Source organism: Parabacteroides sp. AF17-3, from assembly GCF_003635445.1.
Classification (GTDB): domain Bacteria; phylum Bacteroidota; class Bacteroidia; order Bacteroidales; family Tannerellaceae; genus Parabacteroides; species Parabacteroides goldsteinii.
The window spans coordinates 348,242-373,747 of record NZ_QTMM01000003.1; the positions used below are offsets into that span (position 1 = coordinate 348,242).

At 48.4% G+C, this 25,506-nt stretch carries 17 protein-coding genes; 14 read left to right on the forward strand and 3 right to left on the reverse strand.

The window, feature by feature from the left end; all coding sequences use genetic code 11:
* The first annotated feature begins 31 nt into the window (after positions 1-31).
* The 13 genes from DWW91_RS05830 to DWW91_RS05885 all read left to right on the forward strand — a co-directional run bounded on the left by DWW91_RS05830 (position 32) and on the right by DWW91_RS05885 (position 17,718).
* On the forward strand, positions 32-1,411 hold the full coding sequence (locus tag DWW91_RS05830; RefSeq protein ID WP_046145120.1) for a sigma-54 dependent transcriptional regulator: 1,380 nt from the start codon (positions 32-34) through the stop codon (positions 1,409-1,411).
* A gap of 11 nt (positions 1,412-1,422) precedes the next feature.
* Positions 1,423-2,724 (forward strand): PAS domain-containing sensor histidine kinase, encoded by a 1,302-nt coding sequence (locus tag DWW91_RS05835; protein ID WP_046145119.1) that lies wholly within the window; start codon positions 1,423-1,425, stop codon positions 2,722-2,724.
* Between the two features lie 65 nt (positions 2,725-2,789).
* Positions 2,790-4,028, forward strand: a complete 1,239-nt coding sequence (locus DWW91_RS05840; protein WP_122327217.1) for a site-specific integrase — start codon at positions 2,790-2,792, stop codon at positions 4,026-4,028.
* A gap of 523 nt (positions 4,029-4,551) precedes the next feature.
* Positions 4,552-5,118, forward strand: a complete 567-nt coding sequence (locus tag DWW91_RS05845) for a DUF3575 domain-containing protein (RefSeq protein WP_122327218.1) — start codon at positions 4,552-4,554, stop codon at positions 5,116-5,118.
* A 13-nt stretch (positions 5,119-5,131) separates the two neighbouring features.
* Positions 5,132-5,647, forward strand: a complete 516-nt coding sequence (locus DWW91_RS27990) for a DUF3868 domain-containing protein (RefSeq protein ID WP_229102481.1) — start codon at positions 5,132-5,134, stop codon at positions 5,645-5,647.
* The gene (locus tag DWW91_RS27995; protein WP_229102482.1) at positions 5,628-6,464 is read left to right on the forward strand and encodes a tetratricopeptide repeat protein; all 837 of its coding nucleotides are present in this window, start codon (positions 5,628-5,630) and stop codon (positions 6,462-6,464) included. The genes DWW91_RS27990 and DWW91_RS27995 overlap by 20 nt, the downstream gene beginning before the upstream one ends.
* Positions 6,457-7,416 carry a FimB/Mfa2 family fimbrial subunit gene (locus DWW91_RS05855; protein WP_122327219.1) on the forward strand — a complete coding sequence of 320 codons (960 nt, stop codon included), beginning with the start codon at positions 6,457-6,459 and terminating at the stop codon, positions 7,414-7,416. The genes DWW91_RS27995 and DWW91_RS05855 overlap by 8 nt, the downstream gene beginning before the upstream one ends.
* A 46-nt stretch (positions 7,417-7,462) precedes the next feature.
* On the forward strand, positions 7,463-10,261 hold the full coding sequence (locus DWW91_RS05860; protein WP_122327220.1) for a hypothetical protein: 2,799 nt from the start codon (positions 7,463-7,465) through the stop codon (positions 10,259-10,261).
* A gap of 25 nt (positions 10,262-10,286) precedes the next feature.
* Entirely contained in the window at positions 10,287-12,170 is a 1,884-nt protein-coding gene (locus tag DWW91_RS05865; protein ID WP_122327221.1) for a hypothetical protein, read from the forward strand.
* Positions 12,170-12,493 (forward strand): HU family DNA-binding protein, encoded by a 324-nt coding sequence (locus tag DWW91_RS05870; protein ID WP_122327222.1) that lies wholly within the window; start codon positions 12,170-12,172, stop codon positions 12,491-12,493. The genes DWW91_RS05865 and DWW91_RS05870 overlap by 1 nt, the downstream gene beginning before the upstream one ends.
* The gene (locus DWW91_RS05875; protein ID WP_122327223.1) at positions 12,480-15,392 is read left to right on the forward strand and encodes a fimbrial protein; all 2,913 of its coding nucleotides are present in this window, start codon (positions 12,480-12,482) and stop codon (positions 15,390-15,392) included. The genes DWW91_RS05870 and DWW91_RS05875 overlap by 14 nt, the downstream gene beginning before the upstream one ends.
* Before the next feature lie 49 nt (positions 15,393-15,441).
* Entirely contained in the window at positions 15,442-16,215 is a 774-nt protein-coding gene (locus DWW91_RS05880) for a DNA-binding domain-containing protein (protein ID WP_122327224.1), read from the forward strand.
* 186 nt (positions 16,216-16,401) lie between these two features.
* Positions 16,402-17,718 (forward strand): ATP-binding protein, encoded by a 1,317-nt coding sequence (locus DWW91_RS05885; RefSeq protein ID WP_122327225.1) that lies wholly within the window; start codon positions 16,402-16,404, stop codon positions 17,716-17,718.
* 16 nt (positions 17,719-17,734) lie between these two features.
* Here DWW91_RS05885 and DWW91_RS05890 read toward each other — a convergent pair whose 3' ends face one another.
* Both DWW91_RS05890 and DWW91_RS05895 read right to left on the reverse strand, forming a co-directional pair.
* Entirely contained in the window at positions 17,735-18,622 is an 888-nt protein-coding gene (locus DWW91_RS05890; protein WP_122327226.1) for a hypothetical protein, read from the reverse strand.
* Entirely contained in the window at positions 18,619-21,945 is a 3,327-nt protein-coding gene (locus DWW91_RS05895) for an SUMF1/EgtB/PvdO family nonheme iron enzyme (RefSeq protein WP_122327227.1), read from the reverse strand. Before DWW91_RS05895 ends, DWW91_RS05890 begins: the two co-directional genes overlap by 4 nt.
* A 164-nt stretch (positions 21,946-22,109) precedes the next feature.
* On the opposite strand from DWW91_RS05895, the gene DWW91_RS05900 reads away from it, so the two are divergent.
* Positions 22,110-23,012, forward strand: coding sequence for an AraC family transcriptional regulator (locus tag DWW91_RS05900; RefSeq protein ID WP_007659116.1), 903 nt, complete (start codon positions 22,110-22,112; stop codon positions 23,010-23,012).
* A 76-nt stretch (positions 23,013-23,088) separates the two neighbouring features.
* On the opposite strand, the gene DWW91_RS05905 is transcribed toward DWW91_RS05900, so the two are convergent.
* Positions 23,089-25,506, reverse strand: coding sequence for a hypothetical protein (locus tag DWW91_RS05905; RefSeq protein ID WP_122327228.1), 2,418 nt, complete (start codon positions 25,504-25,506; stop codon positions 23,089-23,091).

Genomic DNA, 25,506 nt, shown 5'->3' on the forward strand with positions numbered 1-25,506 from the left:
TATCTTTACAAACCCAATTAAAGAAACCTATATGATATTAATTATTGATGATGACGCAGCTGTCCGTTCTTCGCTTACTTTTTTGTTGAAGCGGGCAGGCTTTGAACCGGAAGCTGTTCCGGGGCCTGAAGAAGCGTTGGTTATTGTGCGCCGGGAAGCGCCCCAACTGATTCTGATGGATATGAACTTTACCTTGACTACGACGGGAGAAGAAGGGATACAGCTATTAAAACAAGTAAAGATATTTCAGCCGGATGTCCCAGTGATCTTAATGACCGCCTGGGGCTCCATTTCGCTGGCTGTGCAGGGTATGCAGGCCGGCGCTTTCGATTTTGTGACCAAGCCCTGGAACAACCTGGTGTTGCTGAAGTCGATCCGTACGGCTCTGGAACTGAATGAGCAGAAGAAGATGCAGAAATCGCCGTTGAACCGGAACGATGCGGACAGTAAATTCCATTTCGAGAAGATTGTCGGACAGAGTGATGCGCTGATGGATGTGTTGGGAACCGTTTCCCGCATAGCACCGACCAATGCTTCGGTGCTGATTACCGGTGAAAGCGGGACAGGCAAGGAACTGATTGCGGAAGCGATCCACGCCAATAGTCCCCGTATGAAAGAGGCTTTCGTCAAGGTCAACCTGGGAGGATTGTCTCAGAGCCTTTTTGAGAGCGAGATGTTCGGTCATAAGAAAGGTGCGTTTACGGATGCTTATATAGACCGTACCGGACGTTTTGAAATGGCAAACAAAGGAACTATCTTCCTGGATGAGATAGGTGACCTGGAGTTATCCTGCCAGGTAAAACTATTGCGTGTATTGCAGGACCAAACATTTGAAGTGCTGGGCGACAGCCGTCCCCGGAAAGTGGATATCCGGGTGGTGAGTGCTACCAACTGCAACCTTCCGGAAATGGTTGCCGCACGTACGTTCCGTGAAGACCTGTTCTACCGTATCAATTTGATCACGATCCATCTGCCCGCCCTTCGCGAGCGGAAAGACGATATTCCTTTGTTGGCCCGTTATTTTGCCGATAAGCAGTCGGAAGTCAACGGTTTGCCTAAAGTCACTTTCTCTTCGGATGCCGTCAGTTTCCTGCAACGTCTTCCGTATCCCGGAAATATCCGTGAATTGAAGAACCTTGTGGAAAGAACGATGCTGGTATCCGGTAAATCCTTGTTGGATGTGTCCGATTTTGAAGGGCAATGCCTGAATCTGGGGAACAAACAATCCGTGAGAAAAGGCGGAGCCGTCAGTTTCGAGGGTATGACGCTGGACGAGATTGAAAGGCGGACTATCCTTCAGGCTTTGGATACACATGAGGGAAATCTCTCGCATGTCGCATCCGCATTGGGAATCAGCCGGGCAGCCTTATACCGCCGGTTAGAGAAATACGGAATACCTACCGATAAATAAATGATATTCGAATGAGGATAAAAGGATTGTTCTGGATCTTGACCGGGTTGCTGCTGACTATTCTGGCAGTTATCACTTACCATGTCTTCTATAATTATTCTTCCTTCATGTTCTTTATTGTGGAAGGTGTTGTCCTGGTTACGATCTTGTACCTTTTCCTTTTTTACCGTCGTATCATCAAGCCGTTGGATATTATCGGCAATGGTATGGAACTGCTGAAAGAGCAGGACTTCAGTTCCCGCCTGAGCCGTGTCGGGCAGAAGGAGGCCGACCGCATCGTGGACATTTTCAATAAGATGATGGAACAGTTGAAAAACGAACGTTTGCACCTGCGGGAACAGAATCATTTCCTGGATTTGCTGATCAATGCTTCTCCTATGGGAGTGATTATGCTGAATCTGGATAACGAGATCATATCGCTGAATCCCGCTGCCCGCAAGATGTTCGGACAACCTTTGTCGGTCGATTTCGCCGGAAAATCCTTTACAGAGATAGATTCCCCGTTGGCGGTGGAGTTGGCGCGTATTCCCTTGTATGAATCGCAGACTGTTCGCCTGAACGATGCCAATATATATAAATGTACGCATTCCTCTTTTGTCGACCGGGGATTCCATCACTCGTTCTATCTGGTGGAAATACTGACGCAGGAAGTCTTTAAGGCTGAAAAGAAAGCCTATGAAAAGGTGATCCGCATGATTGCCCATGAGGTAAATAATACAACTGCCGGTATTACATCTACATTGGATACGTTGGAATCCACTTTCAGCGAGATGGAAAATACGGAAGATATATGCGACGTGTTGCGTGTTTCCATCGAACGCTGTTACAGCATGAGTCATTTCATTACAAACTTTGCCGATGTGGTGCGCATCCCGGAACCGCAAATACGTAACCATGAATTGAATATGGTGGTGACTTCCTGCAAGCGGTTTATGGAGACGGTTTGCCAGAACCGCAACATTCAAATCATTATGGAGCTGGATGAAGTGTCTCCTGTTGTGCGGCTGGATAGTTCGCTTTTTGAACAGGTGCTTGTCAATATTATAAAGAACGCCGCCGAGTCGATCGAGCGCGACGGCAAGATTTATATACGTACTTCACGTAACCCTGTCTGCCTGGAAATAGCAGATACCGGTAAAGGAATAGACAAAGAAACTGAAAAGAAATTATTCAGTCCTTTTTTCTCCACCAAACCGAACGGGCAGGGGATCGGACTGATCTTTATACGCGAAGTATTGCAGAAACAGAACTGCTCTTTTTCCCTGCGTACTTATACGGACGGTTTGACAAGGTTCCGTATATTGTTTGAATAAGTCTGAAATACAGTAGGCTATAGTTGTTTTCATTTTGTTATATTAGGTAACAAAATGAAACCAGTATGTATAACGTATCAGTAAAAGTAAAAAGGCGTAAGTCGATAGAGGCTGGGAAGCGGATGCCGCTCTATGTGCAGATTATTTATCGCCGCGAGGTCCGGAAGATGGCTTTGCCGTACCAGTTATCCGAAGAAGAGTGGGACGGAGGCAGGGAGGAAATCAATATCCCGGGTGAAAGCACTTCCGAACGGTCAAAAGAATTGTATGCCATTCGTGAGCAGTTTTCCCGCGATTGCCGGACAGTCCGGTCCGTAATCTATTTGAAGGAGAAAAAGGGTTCCTTTACTCCGGATGAAATAGTGGAGGCGTGTAAGGAACGTTTTGCCGTTGCCAACCTGACAAAATATGTGGAGAAACAGATCTGTGTGCTGCAAGGGGAGGGCAAGGATGAAACGGCCAGGCATTACCAGAGTACGCTGAATGTCTTTATGCATTTCCGGGGTGGCTGCGAACTCAGGCTGGACGAGATCGACGCGCCGCTTTTGAAAGAGTTTGAGACCTACCTGTTCAGTTCCGGAGTTTGTGCCAATACCGTTTCTTTCTATCTTCGCGTGCTCCGGGCTATCCGTAACCGGGCGGTAAGGGATAACCTTGTCGAAGCCATCCCGCAGCTTTTCAGTAATGTCCATACCGGTATTGAAAAGACGCGCAAACGTGCGGTTCAGGAGAATGTGATCCTGGGTCTTGTCGCTTTGCAGCTTCTGTCGCCTGCGTTGCAGCTGGCACGCGACCTGTTCCTGTTCTCTTATTATGCCCGTGGAATGGCCTTTGTTGATCTTGCCCATCTGACGCGGAAGAATATCGTGGGGGATAAGATTGTCTATATCCGGCGCAAGACCGGGCAGGAGTTGCAGATACGCCTGCTTCCTGAAATGAGGAAACTGATTGCCCGTTACCAATATGTATCCGGCCCTTTCCTGTTCCCAGTCCTTACGGGTTCCCGCCCGGACTATATCGGTTATCAGAGTGCGCTGCGTGTTCAGAACAAGCGTTTGAAGAAACTGGGAAAGCTGGTCGGGGCCGACCTTTCGACTTATATTGCCCGTCATACCTGGGCCAGCGTTGCCGCACAGAAAGGGATACCGGAAGAACTTATCTCACAGGGTATGGGACATGAGTCTGTTAAAACGACCCGTATCTATATGGCGCTCCTGGATACCTCGCGGGTGGATCGTGCCAATGAAATCGTGATACATAAGAAGGATTGTAAATCAAAGCCTGTTTGTAAAGCCGTATTGTGAGGTGTGTTCTGTCTCTTGGGAAGAGACGGTCCGTCGGTGACAGTCAGTGTTAAAACTTTGCAAATGTACTAACTCTTTTTTATACTTGCACCATTTAGTACGGTGTTTTTTCACATGGCTAGCCTTAATATTCATGTATTTACTGAATATTGTTACATCTTTTAAGAAAGAAGGCCTGTTGTTCATGCCTCTCTCGGGTCTCTCTATGTCTGTCTTTCTGCTTCTTTTTCTGTTCGTTAATTGTTGATTATCTGTTGTTTACTGTTTGTTTTCCAGCAGTTTCTCTCTTTCGGGGCAAGGATGCTTAATGATATAACCTGAAAAACAAACACTTTTCCACTGTTCCCGTTTTCCGTCTTCCCGTTTTGTTTTCCGGATGTTGCCCCGGCCCATTTCCGGCTTACGGAGTGATGTCATAAAAGCCGCTGGAATCCCTGATTCTTGTGCCTTTTGTTTATCCTTGTTCCGTCTCTTCCCAAGAGACAGAACCCCACTGATAGTTACCAAATCTAGTATTAATATAATGTATAGGGTTCTTTATTTATCGCTGCTGTATACCGGTTGTTTGTTGCTAACGACAAATATGTATGGACAACAAACCGCACTGAAAACGAATCTCCTGTTCTGGGCGACCACGATCCCGAATGCCGGAGTGGAGTTCGGGATGGGACGTCAATTCACCATGGATATCTGGGGTGCCTATAACGCCTGGAAGTATCCGGATGATATGCGTCTGAATCTGTACCTGATACAGCCGGAAGTCCGTTTCTGGCCGTGCCGCAAGTTTGAAGGGCATTTCTTCGGGGTACACGGTCATTACGGTCATTTCAATATCGGCATGATTCCGTTTATTTCCGGCCTGAAAGACCATGTGTTGAGAGGTGACCTTTATGGCGGCGGCGTAACCTATGGCTACCACTGGGCGGTCGGCAACCGCTGGGGATTAGAGGCGATGATCGGCGGCGGTTATGTTTCGATGAAATATACCAAATATAAATGTACCGAATGTGCGGAGGCATCCGGTTCTTACAGCCGTAGCTATTTCGGCCCGACGCGTATCGGTTTTTCAGTCATCTATTTTCTACGCTAAAATAACTTGTCCGATGAAACATATCATCTTCTATAATATATATGTATGGGCCGTTTGCCTGGTGTTTTTTGCGTTGCCTGCCGGCGCGCAGCATATCCGTGTCGTGCCGCAGCAGGTCTCTGTGCGTAACGACAGCCTGCAACTGCTGCTCGATATGGACCTGGAGGCAGTGAATGTGTCCGCAAGCACAGCCGTTATTTTTACCCCTCAATTGCTGGGACCATCCAAACAACTTCTTTCTTTGCCCCCTGTCATTATCAGCGGCCGTATCCGTGAGCGTCAGGACCGCCGCGAACGGTACCTGTCTGCCGGCAAAGAATCTTCCGTCCCATATCTCCGCATCCGCGATACCCGGCATACGGGATCAAAGAAAATAACTTACCGGATGTCCGTCCCTTACACCTCGTGGATGCAGCAGGCTTCTTTATTACTCTGCCAGGAGGTGAAAGATTGCTGTGACCTTCAACTGCTGGGAGTGGATACGCTGGTACGTAAACTCAGCTTAAACCATGTGCCGCAACCGATGTGAAGAGATCGATAAGATCGACCGTATCATGGTGCCTTTGCAGGATAACCGCTTTACCTCGGTGGAGCGTATCCGTATCTGCGGCTATTCTTCCCCCGACGGTCCTTACGGCGACAATGAACGGCTGGCAAAAGCGCGTTCGGGGCTTTTTGCCTATTACCTGCGGAATGCATACGGCATTCCCCGCAACCTGGTGGAAGTTTCTTCGGTGGCAGAGGACTGGGAAGGACTGTCCGATCTTATGAGGCAGGAAAAACCTTCGTGGCAGGATGCCGTGCTCCGGGTGATCCGCCGTTACGGGATTTTCAACGGGCGTGAAAAGCAATTGATGGATTTAGAGGGCGGGACGCCCTACAGGGAGATGATGCGCCGTTACTTTCCGAAACTGCGGCGTATAGAGGTTGTCGTTCAATACGATGTCCGCAAAGTGGAGGGCGACGAAGCGGCCGAACTGATCTATACGCATCCCGACCTGCTGAGCCTGAAGGAGATATATGCCGTGGCACGCTATTACCGTCCCGGGACGGAACAATACCGTGAAGTCTACGAGATAGCCGCCTTTCATTTTCCGGATGATGTGGTGGCGAATGTGAATGCGGCCTCGGCTGTTATGTTGACGGGCGACCTTACATCGGCCTGGGATTATCTGCGCAAGGTGGAGGCGGACCCGCGTGCCTGGAACAACCTGGGCGTGCTGACGCTGATGGAAGGCGACCCGTCCGGTGCGGCGGTGTGGTTCCGTAAGGCGGTGGGTGTGGAGCCCCGCAAGGCGCGGAAGAATCTGGAGATAGCTGAAAGTTATTTGGAAAGCGATGAATAGGAAACGGTCCCGGACATATTTCAAGCATTTGATTTTTATGATACTGACAGTACTGCAATCAAGCTGCACTTTCGGAGATGAACCCGGCGTTTGTCCCTACAATACCCGCCTGGACTATTGGTATGCAGGCAGCGGTAGCGAGAACCAGCTGCCGGTCTACGTCGACAACCTCCGGCAGTACCTGTTCGATAGCGAGGGTGAACTGCTGGGCGTCGAACCCCTCCGTGGCGACAGTATCCGCGGCTGGCAGGGCAACCTGGCGGCGGGTGAATATACGGTCGTCCTCTGGGGCAACCTGGCGGACGACGGCAGTGACGGCCTGGCTATAGAGCCGGAATCCGGACAGAGGCTGGCCGATATGGAACTGAGCGCCGTCACATCCGGTGCCCCTCCGGGATACCGGACGAACACCGGTCGGTTGTATTATGGCAACCTGACGTTCCGCGTGGAGGAAGGCCGGAACTTCCGGCGCCGTGTTTACCTCTCGCATGCCCATGCCTCGCTGCATGTCACGGTGCAATGGATGGCGGATGCGCCGGCGGAAGGCGGTACCTACCGGATGCGGATGAAGGGGATCGCCTCGGAATACGGCTTTGTGAAAGGCTGGGAGAGTGAGGAACAGCCGGGGGGCGGTTCGTATGCGGTTCCATACATCGGCACCTCACGTACCAATCACGAGACACGTGCCTCGATGAATTACGACGGCGAAGTGACGGGCGAGTTCGTCACTTTCCGCTATACCTCGGGCACGCACCAGTTATGGAGCCTGTGGCGTAACGACGAACGTATCGTCGGCGATCTGGACCTGTATCGCTTTTTTGCTAAAAAACCGATGGATATGGACCGTAATATCGAGCAGGAGTTCGAAATCCTGGTCACGGTCTATGCCGATAAGATCATCGTCACGGAAGTAACGGAATCGGATTGGGACGAAGGCGGTGCGATTGGCTAAGGAAAGAGATTTTTAAACATATAGTATTCACTTTAAAAGAGTAGTTATGAAAAAGACGTATTTAATGTTGCTTCTGGCCCTGTCCGGCCTGGGAAGCGGTTGTACAAACGATGACGGCACGACGGAGAGTCCGTCCGGTGCCGGCGGTGAGATCCAGCTGGTGTTCAGCGGGAGCGATGAGAGCGAGGAATATACGAAGACCATCGCTTCCAACAGTGAGAATGAGATAAAGAACCTGAAGGTTTATCTTTTTGCCTCGTCGTCGGCAGAAGCGGGTGATGACGAGTATTATTACATGGAAACCTGGTCGAAGACGGAGGCAACCCCTACCGGAAACCAGTTCCTCCTTCAATCGTCGGGCTCTTCGTATAAGGCCTCTATCAAACCCGGAGAGTTGAAAGGCCTTCCGTATCTGACACTGGTCTGTGTGGCGAACCAGGACGACCTTTTTAAAGGTGACGGCAATGCTTTTGGCGGCCTGACCGCCGTAACGGTCGATGCCAACGGTGCGCCCCAGAATGTCGCTGCGGCAACCGACCTGGCCGATTTCAAAGCCACCTATACGGCCAATCTGGCAGCGGACGGTATCATCAAAACTCCCCTGGTCATGACGGGAATGGAGAAAACGAAGATCAGCGGGAGCGTCTCTAAAGTCGCCATTACGCTGAAACGTGTCGTGGCCCGTTTCGACATCGACAATACGACGGCGACCTCCCGTTTGACCATCACGCATATCGCTTTGGGACAGGGCCGTCCGAACGCCTCCCTGTTTGGTGCGGCACTGGCGGAGGTAACGCCTCCTGCGGGTGTGATGACCTATGCCGACGTCGAATACAAAGGAGAGAACGCCAACCAGGGAACCCTTGAAAGTGCCCTTTATGTTTATCCGAACCTGGCCACGGATAAGAGCTTTTTGATCATTAAGGGTACCTACAGCAGCCCGTCTACAGGCCAGCCGATAGATGTGACCTATAACATCCCTATCGTCAAAACCCCTGAAGACGCCACCCCTACAGAGCCTGCCAATTACATCGCCATCAACGCCAACAGCCGTTACAAGCTGCACATCACGGACGTGACCGAATCAAACATCTTCTCCACCTTCGAAGTGGAAGACTGGACTTCGGGCGGTGGTGTGATAGTCAAACCGGGTAACGATGCACCTGTATTCGATGTCGCCACCGGATTTACCGCTGCCGACGGAGGCAATATCGCGGATATCCCGGTCGCAGTAACCTATGCCGGGGGAACAACTTCCACCACTGAATTTAAGGTAGTGGATGGAAAATCCTTTAAGACAACCCTCGCAGCCACCGGTAAAATCCGTGCAGAGAAAGCCCCGGCAACCAAAGCCGATGTGGCACCCGATGCCTGGCTGACCTTCGATGCCCCGACTTACGAAGAGAAGGACGGCATATGGTATACGACATTCGTATTCAAATCTACCGACGCAACGGGAAAACAACCTGTAAACGTTACTTTCATCAACGACGCCGCCTCTTACGATCCCGACCTGTGGACCACGTTGACATTCTACGGCCCGCTGGCCGCCCCGTCCCTGAAAGAGGTGGCAAACGGACACAGTACCGGAAACGCGGTGGATATCGCAGCGTCTACCGCCACGATGTATAAGCTCAATAACAGCCTTATCAAAGTGGAAGCCATGTGTATCGAAGGGGTAACGGTGGAAGTCCCTGCCGGATTTGTTGCAGAAGCAGGTGAAACGAATGGTTATACGACTGTTTATACGGTAAAGATCAATAAAGTATCAGAACTGGTAGGTAACGAACAGAAAATCACGTTCAAGAACAAGGAAGCGGGTGACGTTAAAACCGAATTGACCGTAACCCTGGCCGAACCGGGCATGACCATGGAAGAAGGAACCGATACGAACAATGCCGCTGATGTGATCGGCAATACGATCAAGGTCGACCTGGACGTTCTGGCCACCGGAAACTTCACCTTCAAGGTAAATGCCCCGCAAGGCCTTACAGCGGGAAGCCTGGAGTGTCCGTGGCTGACAATCACCGAAAGCCATGCCTGGGCGGATACCGACGGTAACCGTTATGCCGAATATACGGTTGCAGCCAAAGGAGGTACTCCAGCCAACTTCGATGACTTCGACCTCCTCTTTACCAATGCCCTGGCGGGAGCAGCCAACCTGACCGTCACGCTGAACAAGGCCGCCAGCAAACCCAAACTGGAAGCCGCCACAGCAGGAACAGCCAGCGACTTCAACGGAACGGTCTCATTCCCTGACGCAAGCACAGCAACAGTCGACATGTATAAAGCTAACGGCAGTAAGGTGTATGTAAAAATGACCTGTGATGAAGTAGCCGCCTTTGCCAGTGTCACCGGTCTGAGTATGACTAAAGAATCTGACGATAATTACGAGGTCAAAGTAACGGATGCCACCCAGTTTACAGCCGGAGCCACAACGGTTATCACCGCTAAAAACAGCAGTGATGAAACCCGTACGGCAACACTGACTATAACCTGGTTGGATCCGGCGATAACATTTGAGAAAACGTTGGATACAGCCAGTGCAGGAACGATAGTGGGTGATGATATTAATGTAAATGGGATAACCTTTAAAGATTCATACGGAACAATCAAAGTAAAAATCAAAGGTTATAAAGGTTCCGTTATTGCTGTCTCGGATGTCAGCAGTGCTTGGGCCGGCATTGCGAATCCTCCTTCTGTTATAGCGGAAGATGGTACGGCAGAAATTACGATTTCTGCAGCAACGGCTGTAAATGCAGATGCTACAAATGATATAACAATCACTGTAACGAATGCGATTACCGGCGGAGGTGATAAAACGATTACGTTGAAGAAACAATAAACTGTAAATAACAAAAAAAAGAATCATGAACATAAAATATAAACTATCCAGCATCGCCGCCAGCTTCCTGCTGGCCGCCTGCACCAGTGAAAACACACTGGAACCCCCGACGCCTCCCGACGAAGGCACGGCATCGGCAAACAACACCCGTGAAGTCCTGTTATCCCTTAAAAACAAACTGAAAGTCAGCCCTGTCGGAACGAAAGCCGGCGATGTGATCGCCACGGTGGAGGAAAACCATATCTACAGTCTCGACGTCTACGTTTTCGGTTCCAAGACGGAGGGAGGCGACTACACCTTCCTGCAACAGTTTTATTACCGTGAAGACGCCCGCCAGATTGTCGACGGCGAATATGCCACCAGCTTCACCCTGAATACGGGAGCCGATAACTCGACCGCCCTGCTGAAAATGCAGAAAGGTCTCTTCGTCAAAGTCTACTGTATTGCCAACAGCACCAAACTGATCGACGCTGCCGGTGCAGAGTTCGCCGGCTTCCAGCCATTGGTGCAGACGAAATCCGGCCAGCCGGATAACGTTGTCACTCCCGGTGTGCCGACCGAGACAGCCTTCAAGGCGCTCCATACCGCAGTCCTGAAAGCCGACGAGCCGACCGATATCCTGAAAACCCCGCTGCCTATGACCGGCGCCTACACCACGCCGCTCGACCTGACCGACTTCTCCGTCTCCGCCCGTACGCAACTGGGCTTCAAGCTGACCCGTATGGTCGCCCGTTTCGATGTGGAGAACGATGCGTCGAAATCGAAGTTCACCATCGAATCGGTGAGTATGGGCAACGGACGTACCGGCGCCACCTATTTCCCGGTGAAGGTCCTGGGAACCGAGCCGGCTGCCGACGGTGACCTGATCACCTATCCGGTCCGCGACTATGTAGCCGACCAAACAACCGCGAGTCCCAAAGGAACAGGTGTTTTCTATTCCTATCCGAGTCCGGTGGGCGACGGCGGTTACCTGATTCTGAGCGGTACTTATGCAGCCAACAAGACCGACAATATCCCGGTCACCTACAGGGTCCCCTTCAAACCCGCAGGCAACGAGACGGGTAACTATATCGAAGTGGCGCATAACCACCGTTACATGGTCAAGATCACCGATGCCGACGAATACCATCTGGACTTCACGCTGAATGTGGCTGACTGGGCGGACGAGGGCACAGTCGACAATTACAAGCCGGATAACGACTTTTCCAAAGATGCGTTGGCTCTGGCCGATGCAGGCAATAGCCCGGAAGTGAAACTGCTCGCAGACGGCAGGGTGATGATGACTACCGAAGCTGCGAAAACACTGGCTTTTACCATCGCATCGAACAATGTGAAGGTGGAGGGCATCACCGAAAAACTGGATTATGCCGGTGGTGACGAATGGCTGGTCGTAGATGGTGAGAGGACGAACACGACGAAAGCCTCCATGCTTACCAAATTTACATATAAAACGGCGGACGGTATTGCCGATATGAGCAATTTCCGCCCGGTAACCATTCAGCTTACCAATGTAGCCAGCGGCAAGACATTGGATGTAATCGTTGTACCGAAAGACCAGACAGGTCCGGATATCAGCCTGGTGGAAGAAGAAAGTAACAACAATACCTACAATGCGGCCACCCGGACGGTGACGCTCCTGAATGAAGACGGGCAGGCCATCCAGCTGAAAGCGACTGCCGTTGCCATACCGGGCGAATCGCCCGAGACCGGAAGCAGTACTGTTTCGGCGGACAACTGGATTCAGGTATCTCCTGCCAGCTCTGCGGAAGCCGAAGGTATCTATACGATAACGTTGCCGACGGCAAAGGATAATGCGACGTACACGACTACGCTGACGTTTACCTCTGCGGCAACAGGTGCGAAAACAACAGTGAATGTGAAACTAAAAGAAGCCTCCCCATCCATCTGATGAATAAGCACGATTTAGTAGTATGCCTATCCGAACGCCTCTCCCTGACCCAATCCCAATCTGTTGAGATTGTGAACGCCTGGGAGGGCGTTCTCACGGACGCATTGCAGTCCGGTAAACGGCTCACGCTGCAAGGCTTCGGCACCTTCTTTGCCTGGAGCCAGACCGAACGGACAGGCCGTAATCCCCGAACGGGTGAGACCTGCCGCATCGAGGCGCGTGTCAGTGTGAAGTTCAAGCCCGGCAAATTCCTGCTGGCCGCATTGAACGAGAAAAAGAATGATTGTCAATCAACAAATGAAAATAAAGATGAGACTATTTAATAAGTTATATGGAATCAGCCTGTTTACCCTGCTTCTCTCTGTGGCGTCCTGCACCAGCGAGACGGAGGAACAGCACCGGACGTCTGCCCCGGACCCCTCCGGAAGCGAGGCCCGCCGTGAAGTGATGCTAACGCTTAAAAACAAATTGTCGGTCGTAAAGACCAAGGCCGGTGATGCGATCGCCACAACCGATGAGAACAAAATCTCGTCGCTCGACATCTACGTCTTCGGCAGTACGACCGAGAATGGAACCTACACCTATCAGGAACGTTTCAGCTATCGTGAAAGCAGTGCGGAGATGCCGTCGGGCAATGATGTGACGCCTCTCGATCTGACGGCAGTCGGTAGCGACGGCAAACAGACGAATGCCCTTTTATCCCTGAAAAAAGGCTTGTTTGTCAAACTCTACTGCATCGCCAACCAAAGCAAGCTGATCGATCCGGCCACTGATACCGTGTTTAATGGCTTTATTCCGCTCGTGCAATCGAATCCGGGACAACCGGGTAACACTGTCACGGAAGGAACTCCGACCGAGTCCGATTTCCTGCTCTTCAAAAGTATCCAACTCGACCCCGCATCGGCAACCGACATACTAAAAACCCCGCTGCCCATGATCGGGGCCTATGCTACGCCGCTCGACCTGACCGATTTCTCAGTTTCGGCACGTTTGCAACTGGGTTTCCGCCTGACCCGTTCGGTGGCTCGTTTCGATATCGTGAATGATGCTGCCACCTCTAAGTTTACGATCCAATCGGTCAGCATGGCGAATGGCCGTCGGGGAGTAAGTTTCTTTCCTTTAAAAGTTACGGGTACTTTGCCGACAGCCGCTAGCGGCGATCTGATCACCTATCCCGCTCGTCCGTTCGATGGAGAGAAAGCAAATACAGGTAACTGTCTCGGCGCTTTCTATACCTGGCCCAGTCCAATGGGAGATGGTGGTTACCTGATCTTATCGGGGACTTATGCCACTAACCAGACCGAAAATGTCCCTGTCACCTATAAAGTGCCTTTCAAACCCGAAGGAGATGGCAACTATATAGAAGTATCCCAGAATCACCGCTACACGGTCAATATTACTAAAGCCGACGAATATCATCTTGACTTCACGATCAATGTGGAAGACTGGACGGACGAAGGTAATATAGATGATTATGAACCGGGTGGGGAAGCGGATGAGAATGGTATGGTTGTAAATATCACAGATGCAAATGGGACGTATGATACAGATACCCGTACGGTAACAATGGCAATTACCAATGATGTTCAGTTTACGATAGAAGGAAACTCAACGTCCGGTTACTTTACTACGTTATACTATGAAAATGGAGATGTCGATCATCAATGGCTAACCATCAATCCGGAGGCTGACTATATGCCAACGAAAGCGGAAGCTGTGCCAACAATATATACTGTAAGCAAGAAAAATGAATATATAGGTACAAAATTCCCTGTAGCCTTCATCCGTTTCACTGATAAGATTTCAGCCAAAGAAACGGTTGTCATAGTGCAGCCGATAGCCAATCCGGTGGTCAAGGAAAAGACTATATCCAGTGGTAGTACGATTGATGTTGATGCCGGAGAAATAGTGCTTTATCAATCCTCATCAGTGACTTCTCCTGCTGTAGAGTTTAGCGTTTTTTCTTCCGGCGGAAGTAAACTGGAATTCCCGGACGGTGATACTCCCGGTAATTGGCTAACCATATCTCCGGCAACAGAACAAGACCAGTCGCAAAGCAATTATACTTTGACTTTAAACTCATCTGCTGCAGATTTCCCTGATCCGTATCCTCTTGATGGAAAAACAATACATATAGTAAACAAAGGGGATGAAACGAAAAAGACGACTTTTAAATTGAAGTTGAAATCGGATATAACAGCCACTTCTGCTATTGCTGGAAATGCGGAGTTCGATGCAAGTAAAGATATTTTGCGCTTATATAATAACCCGAATGATGAAATAACGTTGAATGTAAATGCCGTCGGAGGTGTTGAGTTGGATGCAACTGTTGATTGGTTAACAGTGGATAAAACAATTACAGATAAAAATACGAACACATATGTTTTTTCCGTAGGTGCTGGTGCTTCTACAGGAGTAAGTCAGAAACTGACATTCCGTAGTAAAGCTGATAATTCAATAACTAAAGTATATACGGTCTATTCTATAAAAAAGGAATTAGTCTTTAGCAACTATACAGATAACTCCGATTATTCGTCCATTAATAATATAAGCAATGCAACGCCTGAAATCACTTATTTCCCATGTGCAGATTCTTATTGTGAATTTACAGTCGTTTCGCCAAAAGGAATTACCGTTGGTGGCTCTTCCTGGGCTAAAGCAATAGAATATTCCAAAACAATATTGTCTTCTGGAGCCATACAAAGTGTGATTAGGGTTCAAAGAGTATATGCAGACAATTATTTTGCAAGCTTTAAATCTAGGTTTACGATAACTGTTTCTAATAATTATCCTTCACAAAGTTCTAAAAGTTTTGGTATTTCGCAATATCAAGCAGGTATTGTTTATCCGGGAAGTAAGTATCCTGCAAATCCTGTAAATAGTTATTGGGTAGCTCCTGTTAATTCTGCAAATTCGATTTCATATTATGATATGCGTAATAGAGTTACAAACGGAACAGCTTGTCCTTCGGGTTGGTGGATTCCTTCTCATGGAGAAAATCTGACAATTATGGGTATTTCTGAAGGTAACACTCTTGCCTATAATTTGAACTCGTATCCTCAAGTAAAGAAGGCTTATGGAAATAATCCTGGAGATGTTTATTATTGGGCTTCGAATAATGATCCAATAGGTTGGGGACTTAGATTTTTTAATGGATGGTTCTCAACATGGACTTTAGGAGAAAAAAATATCTGTAATCTCCGTTGTGTAAAAAGAAAATAGAAAATTTCTTCGAAAATAGAAGAAACTTAGTAATATAAAATTATTAATCATGGCAAATTACATTAAATTCTGGAAGGTCTGGCTCCGCCTGAACCTCCTGACAAAAGATGTGGATAACGACTACACAGCCGAAGTTTCCACCATGAAAAACTCCCTGCGTAACGAAGATATCGCGCAGCGGATAGTAAATGAAGGTTCGGAATATAAGTACGATACCTTGTTATCGATCATCAACCAGCATGACCGCATCATCCGTGAAGCGGTTATGGACGGTTACAGTGTATTAACGAAAACCTGCCAGTACACCCCGCGTGTGCTAGGTCCATGGATCGGCTCGAGTGCCAAATTTGATCCTGAGAAACATAAGGTGACGCTCGATATCACGCTCTCTTCTGAAATGCGTGAAGCCTTGAGCCATGTCGGAGTGGAAGTTCTGACGGTGAAGGATAGCGGTGCTAATATTGGCCTGGTTATCGATACGGTCACCGGCCTCTCCAATGATACCATCACTCCCGGCGACGATATCCGTATTGAAGGCGAAAAGATCCGTGTATCCGGTGAAGCCGCAGGTGTCGGTGTCTTCTTCATCGCCAGCGACGGTACGGAGCATCCCGTCACTCGCCGCCTGACAACGAACGATCCGAAATGCCTCCTGGCCCGTGTCCCATCAGACTTGGCAGACGGTCAGTACACCTTACGTATCGTCACCCAGTTCTCCAACACAACCACCCTGTTGAAAGAGCCCCGTACCATCGAGTACGAACGCCCTCTCACCGTAGGCACGGGTGGAAGTGGCGATGGTGACCGCCCCGAAATCGAATAACCTCCCCGCGTCGCATCGAGGCGCCGCCTTACGTCTCCCCGCGACGCAACCCATCGTCTCCCCTAAACGCAACGTTACGTCTCATCAAGACGCCGCACGGCGTTTAAGGGAGACGGTAATTTTACATCTCTAATTAATCTATTACGTGATATAATATCCTATATTTATATGAGAAAAAATAAAGTTATGAATGCAGCCGTAAGAAAATTACCGATAGGCATACAAAGTTTTGAAGATATAAGGAACCAGGGTTTTTTATATGTTGATAAAACAGCCTTGATTTATAAAATGGCAACTATGGGAAAGCCTTATTTCCTGAGCCGTCCCCGCCGTTTTGGTAAAAGTCTGTTGTTGTCTACCATTGAAGCCTATTTTCAGGGGAAAAGAGAGTTGTTTAAAGGACTGGCTATCGAGAAACTGGAAACGGATTGGCTGGAATATCCTGTGTTGCATCTGGATCTAAATGCAGAAAAATATACTTCTATTGAAGCATTAACATATATACTGGAACGTCATATCAACGGATGGGAAGATACTTGGGGTAAAGATACGCGAGAGAATAGTTTGTCTGACCGTTTTATAGGTGTGATAACACGTGCTTACGAAAAGACAGGACGTCAGGTTGTTGTTTTGATAGATGAATATGATAAGCCTTTGTTACAGGTATTTAATGATGAAAAACTGCAAACGGAATACCTAAAGACTCTGAAAGCGTTTTATGGCGTATTGAAAAGTGCGGACCGTTATTTGCGGTTTGTTTTTAATCCGTTTAGTTTATTAAATACGTTGAGTTTTAGCCGGTTTGGAAGTTATTGGTTTCAAACAGGTACACCGACATTTTTGGTGGAATTATTAAAGCAGAGCGAATACGATTTGCGGACGTTAATCGATGGTGTGGAGATGAAAGAGTCTGCTTTCTCTGAATATAGGGTAGCCGAAAATAATCCGATCCCATTGATTTATCAAAGCGGTTATCTGACGATAAAGGATTATGATGAGCGTTTCCATCTTTATACTTTGCGATTTCCCAATGATGAGGTAAAATATGGTTTTCTTGATTTCATAACTCCGTTTTACACATCTGTCGGCGATGAAGACAATGGTTTTTATATCGGTAAATTTGTTCGTGAGTTGGAAAGTGGCGATGTGGACTCTTTCCTGACACGTTTGAAAGCATTCTTTGCTGATTTTCCGTATGAGTTGAATGATAAGACTGAACGTCATTATCAAGTTGTTTTTTATCTGGTATTTAAACTGATGGGGCAGTTTTGTGATGCGGAAGTACGGAGTGCCCGGGGGCGTGCGGATGCTGTAGTTAAAACACAAGATTCTATCTATATTTTTGAATTTAAACTGAATGGTTCTGCTGAAGCGGCTTTAAAACAAATCAATGATAAAGGATACCTGATACCCTATATGGCTGATAACCGTAAACAGATAAAAGTCGGCGTTATGTTCGACGCCTCCGAACGTAATATCGGACAATGGCTTATTGAAGAATAAAAAAGGAATAGCCGTCTTATTCCCTGAATGAATAGACGGCTGAGATATTGATAATGTCCTGATGTAGCGGAAGCGCCCAGACAACTGTATTATCCGGAGTTATTTCTACCAGTAGTGGTTGCGATTTATCTTTACTATGTCCGTTCCAGTTACTTATCAGCGTGTTTCCGTTGTCATACCGGACCAGTTCGGCAACAAACAACAAAGAGATGTTCTGTAAGTCGTCGCTTCCGACTTTTCTGACAATCTGTTTGCCGGCGGGGGCTATCTCCACGAAATTATGCGCATCGCCGCAGGATACCAGCCAGTTTCCGTTTTTCAGTATCTGGATGGCGAAGGGGTTGCCACCGCATTCGACCCTGTTGATAATTTCCTTTTCTTTAGTCATTTCAACTACTTCCCCTTTTCCCATCAGTGGTATCAGGTAAGTGTTTTGCGGTGTCTTTACAATCTGGCGGAACTGGTCGTGCACACCTGTGATGCTGGTGTCAAACTTAATCTCTTCGACAGGATGGCCTTGCGGGTCGAGTTCGATGATGCGGGAAGGGGTGCCGCAGATTGCCAGCATGTAATGGCCGGAAGGTAGCTGGGTTGCGGTGAATAATTCTTCCCCTTTCTTTGCTTTGAAGTCCCACACCGTCTGTTGGTCACGGGTAATCATCCGGGCACCGGAAGTGTAGGCATACAGGATATTTCCTTCCCTGGTTATTTCAACATCGTTGCAGTCTTCCCCTTTGTTAAGCGGGTGACTCCATTCTATCTCTCCTGTTTTTTTGTCGAGAATTGCTACCTGTTTCCAGCCACAGCCGGAAACAAGCAACTTTTCTCTGGTATTGCTGCACGAGCAACAAGTGCTAATTACTACTACAATGCAAAACAGATATTTAAAATAGCGTTCTATCATTCTTCAGTCATTACTACACGGAATCCAACATTATATACTTTCTGATATTCACGGTACGGCAGGCGGAAAGAAGATGTCGAACGGTAAGGACGGTCGTACCAGGAACCTCCGCGTACAACCCGTTTGCCGTTTTCCGAAGACAATTCGTTTCGTCCGTCATTTTCGTTGTACGGGTAAGGCAGATAGGAAGACAAGGTCCATTCCCATACATTTCCGTGCATATCGAACAAGTCCCATGGATTGCGGACGTAACGTCCTACCGGTTCGGAGATGAAACCTCCGTCGTTGTAAGTCGTGTCGCGCGGAATCCAGTCGTCGTATTTATTGGGATTCTCTATCACCATGGCGCTTTCGTAGAATTTATAAGCGGTACAGGCGGCAAATTCTTTCAGCTTGATGTCTCCCAGGTTGGCATAGCGTGAGAAATCGGCCGACATGTCACCATACCAGAAAGGCGTATCGCTTCCGGCACGGCAAGCCCATTCCCATTGCGCTTCGGTAGGAAGCGAGAACTTCATGCCTGTCTTTTCGGATAACCATTTACAGTAATCCATCGCTTCCTGCCAGGAGATGCGTACGGCCGGCTGGTCGGGATGGTTCATGGAATAGCCTTTGCGTCCGAACTGGTAGCCGTGGCGGTGTTCGTCGCGACTATCGTGTGCCGGGTTGTAGGCCCTGAACTGTGCGTTAGTGATTTCGAAACGCCCCATCCAGAAAGGTTTGTCTACCTGTACGATTGTTTGGGGCAATTCGTCCGGATGCCGATCGCTACCCATGATGAAGGAACCTGCCGGGATTTTCACCAATTCCAGAGTAATACCGTTACCCAGCGGGATGCTTTTCTGGAAGTTGCCTAATGCCAATTGTTTCCATTGCGTGTTGTCCCATTGTGCGTATGATTTTTCGGTCGGGTCATAAAGAGGCCATTTAGCCAGCAGGGTATCGCCTAACGGTTTCTGTTCCTTTTCAAATCTGACGGGTTCTATATTCTGCGGGATTTCCGGTAACCATTCGGCTGTCGATTCCGGGGCACCGAACATTTCGCGGTATAGCTCACGAAGTTCATTACTCTTTTCTGCATCTTCAAACTTCGGAATGTCAGAACGGCGTCCGTGGAAAGGTGCATTGAAGTCTATCCAGCAGGCTAGCTTCTCCATAGACTCTTTATCCAGTTTAACGCCGTAATGCCCTTTCTGGAGAATCTGCATCAGTTCGGTTTGATCGGCATGTACGTCCATCGGAACCAGCATGTGCATATCGCTTTCGATACCCGGCCTACGCACGTAACGGTGCAGGTTGGCATACGAAAGTGTAAAATGTCCGCCGTTTTTCCAGGCTCTTCCCGATATGTTTGAAGTCCAGTCATTAATCCATTTGTCCCCTTTCAGGTACGGTTTTCCAAGTTTGTCCTGATTGTGGCAGGAGATACAATATTTATCCAAAACGGGTTGTACTTCGTGACGGTAGCTGAATCCTCTCTCTTTCCCGTACCATTCTTTGATGGCTTGCGGTTTTTGCAGGGATGCTTTTGTCCGCTTCGGAATGGCTATTGTTGATTTTTCTTCATGGCAACCTATACAAGAGACCGTTTCGCCCGGCATTCCGGTAAACCAGCTTCTCATAACCTGTAATGCTTTTCCCTCTGCATCCAGCGGTTGTACGAATACGGCCGTATTGGCAGGGATTGTGAACATGGCCGAGCCGTCTTCTTCGACATCCACTTCGCCCAGGATTCGCTTGATGTCCCACGGTCCGTCCATACCGATGGTGCCCAGCAATCCGCCTTGACCCCACGGGCTGAAGCTGAAAGAGCCGATGCGTAGTTTCTTTACTGTGCCACGTGGAATACCTTTTAGTCCTTCACCTTCATAAATATCTTGCAGAAAAACAGTGGAAGTTGAAGATGCCAGATTGATACGGTCGGGGATTACATTCGGTGATTTACGACTGTCCATTAGTACCGGTTCAAGGTAGGCAACGTTTTCCTCTTCGGCAATCAGAGTACGGTTATCGAACGTGTCGACCAGATAAAGTCCCCACAAGCTTTCCGGGTTTTCCTTCATGGAAACCAAATAGTATGTATCGTTCAATGGATACGGTTGCAGGAACTGCGGCCATATACCGTCGGGCAGGCGGTCGCGAACGACAGCTTCCACTTTTCTACCGGCATACGGGATTTCGGCAACAACTCCGTCCGCTTCGTGGCGGCCTTTATTGGTATCGATGATCAGCATGCGTCCGCTGCGCGAAACGCTGTGATGACCGGAGGCTATGCCAACCACGGCTGATGGTCGTCCCGGTATGGGGCGAGCATTGAAGAATGAAGTCGGGAAGTAGGAGTTGGAACCATAGAAAGCCGATTGTGTGGTGCCGTCCGGATTCATGGTAAACAGCAGGCGCGAATTGGAATGGGGCAGGTCGGCATACTCCCAACGCTGGTAGAGCACAGTACCGTTGTCCATCATGACCGGTCCCCAATTGCTGTCCTGGTCGTATGTCAACTGACGGGTTTGTTTTGTTTTTGGATCATACAGGAATAATCCGCACATTTTATTTCCTCCATCTGTACAAGGCAGTCCGAAGAAGGTACCTGTCGAACAGAAGATGTATCGTCCGTCCGGTGTATAACATCCGTCGAAGCTGTCGAAATCTTTATATGTATCCGGGGTTAGTTGATGGGCTTTACCTGTGGTCAGGTCGAGTTCGAACAGATGCCAGCGGTCGGAGGTACCGATGGAAGAAAACATTAGTCTTTTCCCGTCGAAGTGCGGTTCCGGATCGGTGATGATTTTTCCGTCTTCCGGTTTGTACAGGAGAGATTGTTTTATTTTATCAGGGTTGACGGTTAATGAAACAAACTCGTTGGTCCAGCCTGCTTTCGGATTTCCAATCTCCGAATTATTCTGGAAATTGGAAGGGGCGATGCCCAGTTGCCCGCTCATGGCTGTACGGGCCTTATCGCCCAGCGTCCGGCGGATAGCTACCACCTGTTTGTCCGCCAGCAAAGGATTGGCCAGCAGGGCGGCATCCAGTTGTTTCAACAGTTTCTTTGCCTGTTTTTCCGCTTTGGGGTCCTTGGCTTTCAAACCGCTGATAAGTGTTTCCTTATCGGTTTTCAGTTCGCTGAGCGCTTTCTCCCAATCTTTATCGGGGTGGTAACTGTCAGGATATTTCTTTTTCAGGTTATCTATTGCCGATTTGTATTTTTCCGGTGAGTAATAGGTAAGCCTGTTAATCAGGCTTTGCCAGGAGTCCTGCGCCGAAAGGAGGAACGGACTACATAGTCCGGACACGATAAGTAATGCTGTTATAAGCCGTTTCATAGCGTAATTAGAATTATGTGATAAGATGAAGTTTAGTAATTACAAAAGTAAAGGCTATCCGGCTATAATCTTTGACAAAATAAGATGAATACTTTGCATAATCCGATATTGTACATTTAAATATTATTCCTACATTTACACCGGTTAACTAATAAATGTCTGATATGCTTGTCTCTTATTCTCCTTACGACCTGTCGTTACCCTTACTTTATGCTGACTATTCCCGGGTTGAAACCTGGTGGAATTATCAGGATGTCATCAGTCCGTTTTACCGGCTTTACCTGATTACGAAAGGGAAAGGAAAAGTCTATATTAATCAGAAGGGATACGAACTATTGCCCGGACAACTTTTCCTTATACCCAAGTTTGCTTTCCATAGTTATGAATGTGATGATTTTATGGAGCATTATTATATCTGTTTTTTCGATGAGACGAAAGGAGGGAAAGGTATCAGCAATCCGATGAAAATGGATTTGCAGATAGAGGCTACTCCGATGGATTATTCCCTGATGGAACGTTTTTTGGCGCTGAACCCGTATAAGTCGTTGCCAACGTCCGACCCGAAGCATTATGATAACGACAGGAATATTTATACCCGGGAGGATGAGGTTTCGGTTTCGACATTCTCCAATCTGGTAGAGAGTAGCGGTATCCTGCTGCAACTGTTTTCCCGTTTTATAACGGAAGAGTGTTTGCTTTCACCGGAGGCGAACAGCTTGTATGAAAAACTGGATGTGGCTATACAATATATAAATAAGCATCTGGACAAGCGTATCTCTGTCTCGGTTCTGGCTGATTTAATGTGTATTACTCCCGACCATTTTTCCAAAGTCTTTAAACGGATTATCGGCATGCCTCCCTGCGAATATATCCAGATGAAACGAATCGAACGGGCACAGACTTTACTGCTTACTTCCCATATGTCGATTATCGAAATTGCGGAAAAAGTAGGCATCACCAACCTTTCCCAGTTTTCCCGCCTGTTCTCAAAGATGGTCCGTTGTTCCCCGAGAGAGTATCGTGTGAAACAATTTAATGAATTGAAGTCGGATAATCATTCTATATAATAAAAATATCTCCCTACTGAAACAAATGCTTCAATAAGGAGATACCTGTGATGCTATCCGGCAGGCCGAGGATTTGTTACTTCTTCAGTTTTATCACTTCCGGAGTCCCTTTGGTAATGTAACGGATGATTACTTCGGGAGCGTCTTCACTGGTCTGCTCACAGGAGAAGGCTACGGCTGATGAGCCTACGGGAAGTACGGCTTTTCCCTGGGGCTGCACTTCGCTGATTACATTATAGTTCTTATCGGTTACTACGGCCTTACCGTCGAATGTGTAAAGCAGATACTGGCGATCTGAAATCTCGCAGGGGAACTTAATCACCCCCTGAGGCGTGGTGAATGACGGGTCTTTGATGGTTCCGTCTCCATCTACTTTCAGGCGGATGGCATATGTGCTTTCGTAGGGACTGCTCCATGACCAGTCGGCACCGCCCGGTTGTCCCGGTTGCATTTCGGACAGGTTGCAACGGAAATGTTTGGATATATAGAGCGGATACAGGTTGTAGTTCTGTTCGTCTGTTTTTTCCAGGTGCCATTCTGTCTGCGGGTCTCTCAGACGGACTTTCTGCTCGTCCGTGAATGCTTCTGCTTCGCGCAGCTTATCCCAGTTTTTGATCGCTTCCAGTAATTTATCGATTTGTCCGTGACGGCGCAGTGTGTTACTGTTGATTGTCATCGCATAACCGGCATCGAAACCGGCTGATTCGGATAATGCCCATTCCAGGTCTTCGAGGGAAGAACATTCGAAATTACGGTCGGCCAGACGGATCAGGAACCAACCTAGCATACGCGGGAACAGGTTGCGGTGGAAGAATGATTGGTTTTTGATACGATTTTCAACCTGACCGGTGCGCATCGCTTCGCCCCAGGGTTCACCCCAGTTCATACGAGTGTGGATGTGCCATAAGTTATGGCTGAGGCGGCTGGCATCGTTAAGCACATTCTGGTCGAGCTGATTGTAGAAGCGATAGACGAAGCGGTTGTTTGCATATTCGTCCTGACCGGTGTAGGAACATCCTTCCAGACCGTCGAAGGATATCTGGCGGATACCTGTTTTATTCATTATCTCAGCCAGGCGGTCAGCGTATTTATCTTGCAGGACCAGATCAGGGAAGAGGGTTTTGTAAGGGTAGTCCCAGAGTTTGTACAGCGGTGTTTTCTGTGAATGGCTGGCGGCTGTTGTTCCCCAGGCACCTCTTTTACAGTTTTTCAGCAGGATGTTTTCTCCCTGTTCTTCTGTTGTGCCGTAAGTAATCAGCTCTTTGTCGATCTGAAGGGTGTTGAGCGTCATCGGCATGGAGAACAGGTCTGACTTTTTGATTGTAATGTCGGTCTGGTCTTTGTTCAGATCGGCTGTCAGGGTGAGTATGCCTTGTTTCAGCAAGTGGTCGGAAGGAACCGGTGTTACATAGGCGTCGTTTGTAGTCGTGAAGTTACTGAGGGTATGGACACCGACAGCGATACCCTGTGCCTTTGCCTTGTCTACCATCTTCTTTACGCCTTCATCCCCGCCTTTGGTGAATTTGGGGTCCCAGTTGAAATGTCCCCAGTCCAGGAACGGGCCACTATGGTAAACGTATTCGAAACCGGCAATCTTAGCCTTGTCCAGGATCATATCAAAATTGTCTTCCGAGAAATCAGAGATCAGATAAGATTTCATGGCTGCGCGAGCTGTTTTCCCCCATTCGCCGTCGAACATCGGGTGGGGAAGTCCCTGCTCGATTTCAATCTCGCCGATACGGGCTAAAGCATCTGTATTCTTACAGCCGAAGAGAGCGATTTTTGAACCTTTTATCAGTCCGTCTTCCCCTTCGACCGGAAGGACCAGTGATTTCTGTATTTGCTGTACTTTGCGATATTCCTGTTTGTTTCTTCTGCGGGCGGAGAAATGGAATACCGTCCCGTCAGAAATATCGGCGGCTGCCAGTTTGAAGTCCGGGATGCTGGCTACCGACAGTTCAGCAGATTTTCCTTTATAACCGTATGTGCTGGTAATCAATTGCCCGTATTCCTCAGGGATACCGGCATTCGTTTTAATGTTCAGCGCTTGTATACCGAAAGCAACGCCGTTACCCTGTGCGACACCGACCACGTCTCCAACAACTTCATTGATCGTAACAGCTAACGGGCCGAACAGTAATACGTCGTATTTTTCCGGGATATTTGCTACCTCCAATGTGATGCAGACATCGCTTTCCTTATGTTTCAGTGTGATTGTGCCGCCGTCGGACATCGTTAGTTTAAGTTGGTTTCCGTTGGCACTCATTTTGGACGGTGTTATGAGTTTGTTGTCCGTGCAGGCCGTTACGAGCGGATATTTACCCGTATGGAGAATATCCTTGCCTTCTACCTGGATAGAAGAAAAGTAACCTTCATTGTTTATCCCTATCTGGGTGGAACGGGTTTTCAGATTTACATGCTGGGCCCTGGCCTGAAAAACCAGCGCGAAGGCAAAAAGCAGCACTAGTCTGCCAATTACAGAGAGTCGTTTCAT

Excerpts from the sequence above, each read along its gene's own strand:
- DWW91_RS05830 (WP_046145120.1), top strand. The coding sequence starts at position 32 with ATGATATTAATTATTGATGATGACGCAGCTGTCCGTTCTTCGCTTACT.
- DWW91_RS05835 (WP_046145119.1), top strand. The coding sequence starts at position 1,423 with ATGAGGATAAAAGGATTGTTCTGGATCTTGACCGGGTTGCTGCTGACT.
- DWW91_RS05840 (WP_122327217.1), top strand. The coding sequence starts at position 2,790 with ATGTATAACGTATCAGTAAAAGTAAAAAGGCGTAAGTCGATAGAGGCT.
- DWW91_RS05845 (WP_122327218.1), top strand. The coding sequence starts at position 4,552 with ATGTATAGGGTTCTTTATTTATCGCTGCTGTATACCGGTTGTTTGTTG.
- DWW91_RS27990 (WP_229102481.1), top strand. The coding sequence starts at position 5,132 with ATGAAACATATCATCTTCTATAATATATATGTATGGGCCGTTTGCCTG.
- DWW91_RS27995 (WP_229102482.1), top strand. The coding sequence starts at position 5,628 with ATGTGCCGCAACCGATGTGAAGAGATCGATAAGATCGACCGTATCATG.
- DWW91_RS05855 (WP_122327219.1), top strand. The coding sequence starts at position 6,457 with ATGAATAGGAAACGGTCCCGGACATATTTCAAGCATTTGATTTTTATG.
- DWW91_RS05860 (WP_122327220.1), top strand. The coding sequence starts at position 7,463 with ATGAAAAAGACGTATTTAATGTTGCTTCTGGCCCTGTCCGGCCTGGGA.
- DWW91_RS05865 (WP_122327221.1), top strand. The coding sequence starts at position 10,287 with ATGAACATAAAATATAAACTATCCAGCATCGCCGCCAGCTTCCTGCTG.
- DWW91_RS05870 (WP_122327222.1), top strand. The coding sequence starts at position 12,170 with ATGAATAAGCACGATTTAGTAGTATGCCTATCCGAACGCCTCTCCCTG.
- DWW91_RS05875 (WP_122327223.1), top strand. The coding sequence starts at position 12,480 with ATGAGACTATTTAATAAGTTATATGGAATCAGCCTGTTTACCCTGCTT.
- DWW91_RS05880 (WP_122327224.1), top strand. The coding sequence starts at position 15,442 with ATGGCAAATTACATTAAATTCTGGAAGGTCTGGCTCCGCCTGAACCTC.
- DWW91_RS05885 (WP_122327225.1), top strand. The coding sequence starts at position 16,402 with ATGAATGCAGCCGTAAGAAAATTACCGATAGGCATACAAAGTTTTGAA.
- DWW91_RS05890 (WP_122327226.1), bottom strand. The coding sequence starts at position 18,622 with ATGATAGAACGCTATTTTAAATATCTGTTTTGCATTGTAGTAGTAATT.
- DWW91_RS05895 (WP_122327227.1), bottom strand. The coding sequence starts at position 21,945 with ATGAAACGGCTTATAACAGCATTACTTATCGTGTCCGGACTATGTAGT.
- DWW91_RS05900 (WP_007659116.1), top strand. The coding sequence starts at position 22,110 with ATGCTTGTCTCTTATTCTCCTTACGACCTGTCGTTACCCTTACTTTAT.
- DWW91_RS05905 (WP_122327228.1), bottom strand. The coding sequence starts at position 25,506 with ATGAAACGACTCTCTGTAATTGGCAGACTAGTGCTGCTTTTTGCCTTC.